The organism is Arthrobacter sp. 05L45_2 (assembly GCF_056397525.1).
In genome coordinates this window covers 1-12366 of the sequence record NZ_JBFTNO010000115.1, presented here as the reverse complement: position 1 = coordinate 12366, position 12366 = coordinate 1, and the positions used below count along the sequence as shown (strand labels likewise).

General features: G+C 69.0%; 8 protein-coding genes. 6 read left to right on the top strand and 2 right to left on the bottom strand.

Translation table 11 applies throughout. The annotated features are described in order from the left end of the window. Both AC1DHD_RS10220 and AC1DHD_RS10215 read right to left on the bottom strand, forming a co-directional pair. Window positions 1-2476: FtsK/SpoIIIE domain-containing protein (locus AC1DHD_RS10220; protein ID WP_476879610.1), on the bottom strand; the 2476-nt coding region annotated here is incomplete at its 3' end. A 139-nt stretch (window positions 2477-2615) separates the two neighbouring features. Then, window positions 2616-3959, bottom strand: coding sequence for an FHA domain-containing protein (locus tag AC1DHD_RS10215; RefSeq protein WP_476879609.1), 1344 nt, complete (start codon window positions 3957-3959; stop codon window positions 2616-2618). A gap of 383 nt (window positions 3960-4342) precedes the next feature. Here AC1DHD_RS10215 and glf point away from each other — a divergent pair, with 383 nt between their 5' ends. The 6 genes from glf to AC1DHD_RS10185 form a co-directional block, all read left to right on the top strand. Continuing rightward, window positions 4343-5530, top strand: coding sequence for a UDP-galactopyranose mutase (gene glf, locus AC1DHD_RS10210; RefSeq protein ID WP_476879608.1), 1188 nt, complete (start codon window positions 4343-4345; stop codon window positions 5528-5530). Further along, complete coding sequence (locus AC1DHD_RS10205; RefSeq protein ID WP_476879607.1) at window positions 5527-7542, top strand: glycosyltransferase; 2016 nt, start codon at window positions 5527-5529, stop codon at window positions 7540-7542. The genes glf and AC1DHD_RS10205 overlap by 4 nt, the downstream gene beginning before the upstream one ends. After that, window positions 7539-8429, top strand: a complete 891-nt coding sequence (locus AC1DHD_RS10200) for an ABC transporter permease (RefSeq protein ID WP_476879606.1) — start codon at window positions 7539-7541, stop codon at window positions 8427-8429. The genes AC1DHD_RS10205 and AC1DHD_RS10200 overlap by 4 nt, the downstream gene beginning before the upstream one ends. A gap of 5 nt (window positions 8430-8434) precedes the next feature. Continuing rightward, window positions 8435-9187, top strand: a complete 753-nt coding sequence (locus tag AC1DHD_RS10195) for an ABC transporter ATP-binding protein (RefSeq protein WP_476879611.1) — start codon at window positions 8435-8437, stop codon at window positions 9185-9187. 35 nt (window positions 9188-9222) lie between these two features. Beyond that, a complete protein-coding gene (locus AC1DHD_RS10190; protein WP_476879605.1) occupies window positions 9223-11214 on the top strand; it encodes a DUF6541 family protein in 1992 nt (663 codons plus the stop codon). A gap of 94 nt (window positions 11215-11308) precedes the next feature. Further along, window positions 11309-12366 (top strand): ABC transporter substrate-binding protein (locus AC1DHD_RS10185; protein ID WP_476879604.1); only part of this gene is annotated, 1058 nt, incomplete at its 3' end.

The window sequence follows — 12366 nt, the reverse complement described above, 5'->3', positions numbered from 1 at the left end:
CTCTTGACCCGTCCGGAGGGCTGCCCTCCACGGCCAACTGCACCGCCGTGGGACGGCCGTCGAGCACCACAACGGCGCGGCCCGGCGGCGGGTTGTCTTCCGGCTCGAGCCGGATCCCGAAGAGGTCCGGGTCGCCAGGGGTTCGGGCGCCGATCAGGATCCCCATGCCGTGGACCCGGGCCTGCAGGGCCAGAGGCACCCGCTGCAAGACGCCCGGGCCGAATCCCGCGGTCAGCACCACTGCCCAGCCCAGGCCGTTGAGCTCCGCCAGGTACCGGTTCGTCTCCGGGCCGGCCAGGTCCGCATCGTCGGCCAGTGCAATCAGGTCACCCTTGAGTTCGCCGGCCAGGGCGCGTCTGAGGACGGCGGCCCAATAGCTGTCCGGCGACTGACCCGCGCCCGGATGTAGCCACGTCCGGCCCGGGTTGAGGCCCGGCAACGCCCGCAGCAGGGAGCTCTTCCCCGATCCGCCCCGGCCGAGGACGGCAAGGGCGCGGCCRGAGGGGAACGGGACAGCCATGGGCAGGAGTTCGTCCCCGCCGACCCCGACCCAGAGCCGGGGCCCCGGTTCAGCGAGCGCCGGACCCGAGAATGCCGGGCTGGGGCCGGCCGCCACGACCCGTGCCCGGACTTCGGCCACACCCACCCGGGCCGGCAACGGCTCCACCCGGAATGGCCTGCGGTCCGCAGGGAGGGCGGAGCGGCGGCCGGACGGGCCTGGGGAAGGCGGTTCGTAGAGTTGGGCGGCGTGCGGGGCGGGTTCGGCGAAGGGCCCCGCCACCGCGACCCTGCCGGGGACGGGCGCCAGGTCCGGCAGCCGCGGCCAGCCGTGCCGGCTCTCCTCCGTCGACCCGGCCGGGAAGAAGACACGATTCGGCAAGGCCGCGAAGAACCGCGCGGAAACCAGCTCTCGTCCCCCCGACACGATGGCCGTCACCCCGGCCGCCTGCCCGTCGCGGATGATGTCATGGACCAGGTCCTCCGCCCACGCCAGGGGACCCGAGCGGAGCGCCGACGCCCACGACCCCCAGCCGTTCAGCACCAGGACCAGCGGCGGGGCGTCGGCGGTGCCCGGGGGAGCCAGCCGGACGCGGATTTCCCCGGCCACGCGCTCCAGTACCCGGACGGCACGCCGCAGTTCATGAAGCCCCGCCCAGGCCCCGACCCGGGGCGAGTCCGCCAGGCAGTCCAGTGCACCGTTCGCGTCGAGCATGTACAGGTGGGACTCCTTTGTACTGTCCAACAACTGTCCGGCCACGGATCGGGCAGTCCCCGAGGGGCTGTCCGGTGTACCGCCGTCGGTGCTGCCGATCAGCGCCAGGTGTCCGTGGCTGCCCGGAAGCCACTCCAGCTCCTGCAGCCGTTGGAACTCCGGCACGTCACTCAGCCCCAGCAGTACGCCGGGCACTGAGGACGCAGCGGGCCGCCGTGACCGCCGGAGGGGAAACGGCAACGGCGCCGGCAGCGGGCGGGCGACCGGACGCCGGGGGAGCGGCCCGCCCTGCTCCGCCCATAGCCGGGACGCCAGCTCAACCACGGGAGCTGCCGCTTCGGCGGGGTTGGGGAGTCCGCCCATAGCCGGGACGGAAGGGAGATCGGCCGCCCCGGCCCCCAGCAGGGCCGCGGTTTCCCAGATCTGCACCCGGCCCCCGGGACCGTTCCGCGGAGGTGCCAGGGTGGCGGTCTGGAACCCCTCCGGTGCTCCGCTGCCCCGGACGAGGTAGGCGCGGCCGGGGCGGTTGAGCGGAATCGCCGCTGCGAGCCGGGAATTCATGATGTCACTGGATTCCAGCTCTGATTGGACCCGCAGCACTACAGAGCTCGTGACGTTGGCCCTGATGTCGGCCGAAAGCGCCCCCTGTGGACGCTGGGTAGCCATCACCAGGTGTATTCCCAGGGATCGCCCGATGGCGGCGATCCGCATCAGTTCGCCCAGCGCGGCGGGGGCGTCCTCAACCAGCATCCGGAACTCGTCAATCACCAGGACCAGGTGCGGCAGCGGCGGGCAGCCGGGAGCCGGGTGCCGTGCTTTTACCTGGTACGCCGCCAGATCGGGCACACCGGCCCCGGCCAGCAGTTCCTCCCGCCAACGCACCTCGGCGCGCAGCGACGCCAGGCTGCGCGCCACGTCGGGGACGGAGAGGTCCGTCAGTATGCCCACGCAGTGCGGCAGTCCCGTCAAAGGCCCCAGCCCCGAGCCGCCCTTGAAATCCACGAACAGCAGGTTGACGACGTCCGGTGGATATGTGGCGGCCAACCCTGCAACAAGGGTCCGCAGGAACTCCGACTTGCCCGAGCCCGTGGTCCCGGCGACCAGCACGTGCGGCCCGTCGGCCTGCAGGTCCAGACGCACTGGTCCCGACGCGGACAGGCCAACGGGAACGGGCAGGCCTCCGCCGGGGTCGCGGCGTGCTGCGGCCCAGCTCTGCCGGATCCCGCCGGCCGACAAGGGCAGGAGATCAGGGAGGAGGGACACATCGGGGATCCGCCCCGCGACGCCGGCGGGTCCCGGTGGCCGGCGGGCGCGCCGGCAATACCGGTCGAAAACCTCGGTGGGGACCAGATCCGGGGTGAAAGGCGTCCGGGTGGCGCCGGTGGCCAGTACCGCCCCGCGGTCAGCCAGCAGGACGCTCTGGCCAACGTCGTCGGGGGATGAGTCGTCGGGGGATGACGCGGAGCAATCCAGAACCTGCGCGGTCGAAGCCTGCCCCCGGGCCGGCGGCAACCCGGGCCGCGGTTCCCGCGACGTCCGCGGACAGGGAGACCTGGGAAAGAAACCGTGCTGCGAGCGGCAAGGAGTCGGGCGGCCCGTGCAGCAGTATCCGGGTCCGCCCTGCCCTGGGATAGCCCGCTAGCTGCATAACGAGGAACCGGACCAGCCCGGCGACATCCCGGGCGGGACCCCCAACGCGGGTGGACGCGTTGGGATTCAGGCACACCGGCACGGCCCCGAGCGGCGGGGCCCGGAAGCTGGGATCATCCGGGTCCAGCCGGATCCGCGCCATACCCGGCGCCAGCCCCAGCCGCAGCCACACCGGCCCGGCCTCCTCGGCTTCGTCGTCGCCGTCCGCCTGCGCCCCGGGGCTGAGGAGAAGGTCGACGGCGGGCGGTGCGGCCCGGCGCCGGCGGGCAGCGTCTGCTGCTGCGGCGGCAGCGACCGCCGCCGCGAGTTCGCGCCGGCGCCTCCGGCCCGACAGGGCCGGGACCAGGACAGAGACGGCCGAGAACCCGGAGAAGGCAAGGAACATCCACATCCCCGTTATGACCGCCAATGCCACGCCGACCGCCAGCGGCAGGACTGCAGTGAGGACGAGCGCAGCGCGGTTGGGAGGCGCACCGGGGCTCGGGACCCGCAGCGGTTCGGTTGTATCGGAGCCGGCCCCGGACAGGGCCGCCGGCGTTCCCTCGCCGGCGGTCCCGCGGCGGCTACTCCCAACGATCAGGCCCAGTGTTGACTGGCCGCAGCCGATGACCGAATCGCTGGAGACCCGGGCGCTGCCCACCGGTGTGCCGTCGACGGTTGTTCCGTTGGCGCTGCCAAGGTCGGCGAGCATGACGCCGGAGGGCCCGACGTCCAGTTGTGCGTGTTCGCGGGACAGGTCGGGATCCGGAAGGATGAGCTCCGTTCCGCTGCGGCCCACGCGGTAGCGCCCCCGGCGCAGGGGGAGGACCATTCCGGCGCCGGGGCCGCTCAGGACGGCGAGCAGCAAGGGTGGCCCGGCAGACGGTCCCGAGTCATGGGACAGTGGCCCGCCCGAGCCATCGACCGTCCCGGCCCCGCCAACCACTCCGGCCCCGTCAACGAGTACCGCGCCGTTCACCAGAGGTTCTGCACCCGCGGTCAGCCCGGCCAGGGGCAGCCCTGCCACGGACAACATGCCGGTCCCGAAGCGCCGGGCCATGGCAGCCTCGACGTCCGCCCCGGAGCACCCTGCGGGCAGTTCGATCGTGAGTTCCACGGGCCCCGTGGCCTGCGCCGCCCCCGGGCCCCGGACAAGGGTGCATTGCAGCAACACCGGACTTCCCCTTTCTGAGTACTCCCGCACGCCGTGGCCTGCACGCAGCGGCCCAGCCGCCGTCGGACGCCCGGCTCCGCACTACCCCTCCACGCTACGGACGGACCCCGGCCAGGCGGGCACGGGAAGGCGGCCATGTGGAAAAGGACCGGATGTGGAAAAGTACCTCCGTCCAAGGCCGCAATCCCGCGGCGCGGCAGCTCCCGGGTGCCGGGCCGGCCCAGCGTGGCGCGGCCGCGATTCGTGGCTCCGGCGAAAGCCTCGGTAGTCTAGAGCAGCAGACAATGCACAACGTTGCGCTGCCCACATTCGAACCAGGAGATTTTGTGACCGCTGACCTCGTCATCGTAGGGTCGGGCTTTTTCGGCCTGACAATCGCAGAACAGGCCGCCACTGAGCTGGGCTTGAAGGTTGTTGTCATCGACCGCCGCCACCACATCGGCGGTAATGCCTACAGCGAAAAGGAGGAGCAGACCGGCATCGAAGTACACCGGTACGGTGCCCACCTCTTCCACACCTCGAACGACCGCGTCTGGGAGTACGTCAACCGCTTCACGACGTTCACCAACTACGTGCACAAGGTCTATGGCGTCCACAAGGGTGAGGTCTACTCCCTGCCGATCAACCTGGCCACCATCAACCAGTTCTTCCGCGCGAACCTTACGCCCGGCCAGGCCCAGGACCTGATCAAGGAACAGGCCGGCGAGCTCGCCGGCACGGACCCGCAGAACCTGAACGACAAGGGCATCCAGCTCATCGGCCGGCCGCTCTACGAGGCGTTCATCAAGCACTACACCGGCAAGCAGTGGCAGACGGACCCCAAGGACCTGCCCGCCGGCATCATCTCCCGCCTCCCGGTGCGCTACAACTACGACAACCGCTACTTCAACGACAAGTACGAGGGCCTGCCGACCAACGGCTACACCGCGTGGATCGAGAAGATGGCCGAGCACCCGAACATCGAGGTCCGGCTCAACACGGACTTCTTCGACGACTCGCACGAATACAGCAAAGACAAAGTGGTCGGCAACATTCCCGTGGTCTACACCGGCCCCGTGGACCGCTACTTCGACTACGCCGAGGGTGACCTCTCGTGGCGCACCATCGACTTCGAGGAAGAAGTGCTCGACGTCGGGGACTTCCAGGGCACCTCGGTGGTCAACTACAACGACGCCGACGTCGCGTACACCCGCATCATCGAGCCGCGCCACTTCCACCCCGAGCGCGACTACCAGACGGAAAAGACCGTCATCATGCGCGAATTCTCCCGCGCCGCGGAGAAGGGCGACGAGCCCTACTACCCGATCAACACCTCCGCCGACCGTGAGCGGCTGCTCAAGTACCGCGACCTCGCGGCTGCCGAGCAGGATGTCCTCTTCGGCGGGCGCCTCGGGACCTACAAGTACCTCGACATGCACATGGCCATCGGTTCGGCCCTGACCATGTTCGAGAACAAGATCCGGCCGCACTTCGAGTCCGGAACCAAGATTGAAAGCGGAGGAGTGGACGCATGAGCGTAGCCGTGGACGACTCGACCCGGACCGAAGGGCAGCGCCCCTTCCGGACAGTCCACCGCGTAGTGCTGCCGGTCGACGGCGACACCGACGTCCTCCCGCTCTACGTCGACTTCAACCCGGTCCAGCGTGTGGTGCAGCTGTCCAAGCGCGCCCTGCGCCGGGGCCGCATTTCGGCGCCGCCGACCACGCCCGCGACCTCGCACCAGCACTCCGGCTTCATCACCGGCCGCAACAGCATGACCCTGCCGGCGTTCCGGCGGGTGTCGCTGGGCACGTATTTCAACGCGTTCCCCGCCAGCTACTGGCGGAACCACACCGCCGTCGAATCCGTCCGCCTGACGGTGGACGTCGACGCCGAGGCAACGGTCATCGTCTACCGCTCCAGCCCCCGCGGCACCGCGAACCGGGTGGAGAGCACGCACGCCTCACAGGGCGGCGAGGTGACGTTCGACCTGCCGCTGAAGACCTTCGTTGACGGCGGCTGGTACTGGTTCGACCTCGTGGCCCACGGGACGCCGGTGGCGCTCAAGAGCGCCGGCTGGTCCGTCCAGGAACCCGAAGGCTTCGAGCCCGGCACCCTCTCCATCGCGGTGACCACCTTCAACCGGCCCGACTACGCGCTGCGCCACATCGGAACCCTCGCCGGGGACGCCGGCGTCGTCGACATCCTGGACCGTTTCATCCTCGTGGACCAGGGCACGGACAAGGTCCGCGCCCAGCCGCAGTTCGAGGAGCAGGCGGCAGTGCTCGGCGACCGGCTCAAGGTGATCGAGCAGGGCAACATCGGCGGGTCCGGCGGGTTCTCGCGCGGTATGGACGAGACGCTCAAGGATGGCCGCAGCAAGTACGTCATGCTGCTCGATGACGATGTCAGCATCGAAACCGAGGGCATCCTCCGCGCCGTCAACTTCGCGGACTTCACGAGGACTCCCACCATCGTGGGCGGACACATGTTCAACCTGTACGAGCGGTCGGTGCTGCACACCTACGGCGAGCAGGTCGACGACGTCCGCTACTTCTGGCGTCCCGCCGTGAACACCAAGGARGCCCACGACTTCGGCGCCAGCAACCTGCGYACCACRCCCTGGATGCACCGCCGGATCGACGTCGACTACAACGGCTGGTGGATGTGCATGATCCCCACCTCCATTGTCCGAGAGGTCGGCTATGCCCTCCCGGTCTTCATCAAGTGGGACGACGCCGAATACGGCATCCGCGCCAAGGAACACGGCATCAGCACGGTCACCCTGCCCGGTGCCGCCGTCTGGCACATGCCCTGGAGCGAAAAAGACGACACCATCGACTGGCAGGCCTACTACCACCAGCGCAACCGCTGGGTAGCCGCGCTCAGCCACTCGCCGCGGAAGAAGGGCGGCCGGATGCCGTTCGAAAGCATCGCGGTGGACGTCCGGCACCTCATTTCGATGCAGTACTCGGCTGTCGAAGTCCGGCTCAAGGCCCTTGAGGATGTCCTCAGCGGACCGGACCACCTGCACGCCACCATCGCGGACAGGCTGGACTGGGTACGCAAGACCCGCTCCGGGTTCACCGACGCACGGATCACCCCCGACCTGCATTCGTTCCCCAGGGTCCTCAGCTCCGGCGAGGTGGACGCTGACCACGAGCCGAACTACGTGGCCGAGTCGCTGGTCCGCGCCGCATCCGGACTGCTGCGGCAGCTCCGGCCCGTCCGCGAGGAGGCCATGACCAACCCGCAGGTCTCCGTCCCGGCAGCGGAAGCCCGCTGGTGGCGGCTCGCCGCCCTGGACTCGGCCCTGGTGTCCTCCTCCGACGGCAGCGGCGCCTCCTGGTACAAGCGGGACCGGAAGACCTTCGGGTCGATGCTCCTGCGCACGGTCCGGCTGCACATGAAACTGATGGCCGAGTGGGACAACAACGCCCGCAAGTACAAAGAGGCGCTCCCGGCCTTCACCGGACGGGAAGCCTGGCAGGAAACGTTCGCGGCCGTAGCCGTCAAGGACCAGGAAAGGGGAGAGGCGAAGATATGACCGCCACTCCATCCGGCGGCGGGACAGCGGTTTCGCCGCTGACCACCCCCGGCGAAGGGGGAGGACTGCGGGACGTGTTCCGCGAATGGTTCCTGCTCAAGCTCCTCGTGCGCAAGGAAATCAAGGTCCGCTACCGCGGGTCGGTCCTGGGCCTGCTGTGGTCCTACGTGAAGCCGCTGATGCAGTTCCTCGTCTACTTTGTGGCGCTCGGCATCTTCCTGAACCTTCAGGGCAGCACCCCGAATTACGCGATCTACCTGTTCTCCGGCATCATCCTGGTGAACTTCTTTGTTGAGGTCCTGGGCAATTCGACGCGGTCCATCGTCGACAACCGGGACCTGATCCGGAAGATCTACCTGCCGCGCGAACTCTTCCCGGTCTCGACGCTGCTGGTCTCAGCGATCCACTTCCTGCCGCAAACAGTCGTGCTGATCGGTGCCTGCCTGCTTACGGGCTGGGCGCCGAGCATCCTTCAGCTCGCGGCCGTGGTACTGGCCTTTGTCATCGTCGGCATTCTCGCGACCGGGCTGGGGCTCCTGTTCGGCGCGGCCAACGTCTACTTCCGCGACTCCGAGAACATCGTGGACATGATCCTGATGATCGTGACCTGGGCGTCCCCCGTGCTCTACGTCTGGACCATGGTTGAGCGGGCCCTCGGCCCGTACTTCTTCCTGTACCAGCTGAACCCGATGACCGTCGCCGTCGAAATCTTCCACTGGGGCTTCTGGTACCCGACGCTGAACCCCGCCCAGCTGGCGGCAGCCCCCGTGATGCACGGGCTCGCCTCGGTCTGGGCGCCGGTGGCGCTCGGAGTGTCGCTGGTCATCCTGTTCGTCGGCCAGCTGGTCTTCCGTAAACTTTCCGTCCGATTTGCCCAGGAGCTGTGAGCGCCATGCAGGAAAAGATGCTGGCGATCACGTGCAACGACGTGCGCAAGAAGTTCGTGCTGCGCCACACCCGGTCCCTCAAGGAGGCCCTGGTGTGGTTCGTCCGCGGACGCAAGGGCGACATGTACAAGGTCTTCGACGCGCTGCGCGACGTCTCCCTTGACGTCCGCCAGGGCGAGACGGTGGCGCTGCTGGGCCTCAACGGCTCCGGCAAGTCCACGCTGCTGAAGCTCATCTCCGGTGTGCTGCAGCCCGACGCCGGCTCCGTCCGCACCCGCGGGCGGGTGGCCGGGCTCATCGAGGTGGGGGCAGGCTTCCACCACGATCTCAGCGGCCGCGACAACGTGTACCTGAACGGCGCCATCCTGGGGATGACCGAGAAGCAGATCAACGAGATGTTCGACTCGATCGTCGAATTCGCCGAGATCGGTGAGTTCATCGACACCGAGGTGAAGTTCTACTCCTCGGGAATGTACCTGCGCCTCGCGTTTTCCATCGCTGTGCACACGGACCCGGAGATCTTCCTGATCGACGAGATCCTCGCGGTCGGTGACGAGCCGTTCCAGCGCAAATGCATCGCGAAGATCAAGGAGCTGGCAGAAGCCGGCAAGACGCTTTTTGTCGTCAGCCACGACCTCGACCTTGTGTCTACCGTCTGCGAGCGGGGCGTCCTCCTCGAGCACGGCAACGTGGTCCTGGACGGCCCGGTCACCGAGGTCGTGTCGGAGCTGCGGCGCCGGTCGGCCGCGGCGTCCTAGTCCGCCGTCCCAACTTTTCCGAGGAGTCAGCACAGATGTCCTGGTTTGCCAGCCTGCCCGCGGTACTGACGGCAGTCCTGTTGCTGATCGTGCCGGGCCTGCTCCTGGGGCGTGCCCTCGGGCTCAAAGCCTTCGCCGTCGCCGCGCTCGCCCCGGTCCTGTCCATCGCGCTGGTGTCCGTCGCCGGGCTGCTCGCCCCGTTTATCAGGATCCCGTGGTCGCTGTGGCCGGTCGCCGGGCTGACCGCCGTCGGCGTCGTTGCGGCGCTGGGCGTACGGCGCCTCCTGCCGGCCCGGTGGCGCACGCTGCACACTGAGCGCCGCATCGACGGACGTTTCTGGTGGGCCCTCGGCGGCGCCGCCCTCGGCGGGGTCATCATTTGCGCGCGGATGGTTGACGTCATCGGGGCGCCGGACCACATTTCGCAGACCTTTGACAACATCTTCCACCTCAACGCCATCCGCTACATCGAGGACACCGGCCAGGCRTCGTCCCTGACCCTGGGCGCCATGACGGGCGGAGCCTTTTACCCGGCCGGCTGGCACGCTTTCATTTCACTGATCGCCCAGACGACGACGGCGTCCGTCCCCGTAGCCGTCAACGCCGGCAACATCGCCATCGCCGCCGTCGCCTGGCCCCTGGGCTGCGTCTACCTCTGCCAGCAGGTGCTGGGCCAGAGCAGGGCCGCCTCGGTCATCGCCGGAATCCTGTCCGCAGGGTTCGGGGCTTTCCCGCTGTTGATGATCCACTTCGGCGTCCTGTACCCGAACCTTCTCTCGCTCTCACTGCTCCCGGGCCTGCTGGCGCTTGGCGTCCAGGCGCTGGGTCTGTCCACGGTTCCGGAGCTCCGGGGCCCGCTGCCCGTTGTGGTACTGGCGCTCGGGGCTGCCGGCGTGGCGCAGGCCCACCCCAGCACGTTCCTGGCGTTCCTGGCTTTCCTGGCACCCGCCGTCCTCTACGTTTACGTTGTCTCGGTCCGGGCCTGGCGCCGGGACTGGACCGCGAACAAGGTCCGGGCCGCGGTCTGGACCGTGGCCCTCGTAGCGGGCGGTGCTGCGGCCCTCGCCCTGTGGGTTGTGGCCCGGCCCTCCTTCGCCGCGGCCTTCTGGCCTCCGGTCCAGTCCATCCCCAGGGCCGTTTTGCAGGTGGCGGGCAACGCGCCCCTGGGCACCTCGCCTGCCATTCTGATCTCGGTCCTGGCTGTGGCCGGCGTCGTCCTGGCTGTGCGCAGGCAGCGCAGCTGGTGGCTGATCGGCGTCCTGCTGATCGCGGCATTGCTGTTCGTGGCTGTCTCCAGCTTCCCCGCCGGACGGCTCCGCTACTTCCTCTCAGGCACCTGGTACAGCGACAGCTACCGGCTGGCCGCCCTGCTGCCGGTGGCCGTCGTTGTGCCGGCCGCCGTCGGGGCGACTGCCGCGTGGACCTGGCTCCGGTCACGGCTCGCCACGGCCCGCGCCGGTGGTTCGGCCGCCGACGGCGGTACAGCCCCCGCGGGGGCCCTGTTGTCCCGGAAGCCGGCGAGGGCCGCCTTCTCGGCCGCCGGCGCCGTCGTGCTGGTGGTCCTGACGCAGCTGGGCAGCGTTCCTGACATGGTCTCCGTGGCCCGCGGGAGCTACGCCCTGACGCAGGAGTCGCCGCTGTTGACTTCGGATGAGGCGGCCGTGCTGGCCGAACTGGACAAGTTCGTGCCGACGGATGCGGTCATAGCCTCGAACCCCGGCAACGGCAGCGCCCTGGCTTACGCCCTGGCCGGGAGGCGCACCATGCAGCTGCACATCCTGACGAGCAACGAGAACCCCGACGACAAAATCATCCTGGCCCGGTTGCGGGACGCCCGAACGGACCCGGCTGTCTGCCCGGCCGTCTCCCGCCTGAAGATCGGCTATGTGCTGGACTTCGGCACCCAGGAAGTCAACAACGAACACCACCCCGCCCCGGGCCTCGCGGACCTCGACAAGGCCGGCGTGGCGACCGTGATCGACCAGCACGGCGGGGCGAAACTCCTGAAACTGACCGCATGCCGGTAGCCAGGCGGCCCGCCGCGCAGGCGGTAAACTCGGACCTGTCCATCGGGCCCGCACTCTTGTTCACCACCGAAATGCTGAGGATTCAACTATGGCCATGACGCCGCCGAACGGACCGACCACCGGCAAGGCGATCGGCCGGCGCGGATTCCTCGCCGCCCTGGTCGCACTGCCCCTGGCCCTGCCGGCGTGCAGCGCCAAAAAGGACGCCGCCGCCGTCGACGTCTCCGCGAGCGGCTTTCCGCTGAGCCTCACCAACAGCTACGGGACCACCAAAATCCCGGCACCGCCCAAGCGCGTTGTGGCGCTGGGCAGCGCGGACGCCGATACCTGTGCCGCGCTGGGACTGGCCCCCGTGGGGATCTCCGGCTCCGCCTCGTCGCCGTGGTTCACAGCCGCGATGCGCGACATCGATGGTGCCCCGCCGTTCCTCCTCAGCGACAAGGTCGCGATCCCGTTTGACGACATCCGCAACCTCGACCCGGACGTCATCCTGGCTGTCGGCGGCAGCGTCACCCGCGCGGATTACGCCAAACTGTCGGAGATCGCCCCCGTGGTGCTCGCCGAGTCCGCGGATTCGGGCCGCGACTGGCGCACCAAGTCCGCTCTCGTCGGCAAGGTGCTCGGCCGTGCGGACGCCGCAGCGGACCTGCAGGCCAAGACCGAGGGCGCCATCCGTGACGCCGTACGTGACTACGCGGGCCTCAGGGGAACCACTGTCCTGTTCGCCGCAGCGTCCTCTGCTGATGGAGCCGACCTCCAGGTCTCCCCGGACAACACCGTGATGGTCAGCACCCTGAAGGACTTCGGACTCGTGTCAGCGCCCTCGCTGGCCACAGTGGCCAAGGAAGGCCGCGCCTCCGGCGGCCAGGGCTCGCCCGTGTCCTACGTGTGGCCGCATGAACGGGCCAACGACCTCGCAGCGGACATTCTGGTTGTCTCTGTCAGCCAGGACGACATGGCCGACATCCGCGTCGGCGGTAAACTTCCGGCGCTGTCAACGGCCAAGCAGTCATCCCTGTTCTACGCCAGCGGCATCGAGGACCAGGCCCTGCGGTCCGGGTCAGCGCTGGGCGTTGCCTGGGCCGGCCGGAACATCGTGCCGCAGCTGGCGAAGACGGCGTACTACGAGCGGCAGCAAAGCAAGGGTAAATA

Coding starts and splice junctions, on each gene's coding strand:
- AC1DHD_RS10200 (WP_476879606.1), top strand. CDS start 7,539: ATGACCGCCACTCCATCCGGCGGCGGGACAGCGGTTTCGCCGCTGACC.
- AC1DHD_RS10195 (WP_476879611.1), top strand. CDS start 8,435: ATGCAGGAAAAGATGCTGGCGATCACGTGCAACGACGTGCGCAAGAAG.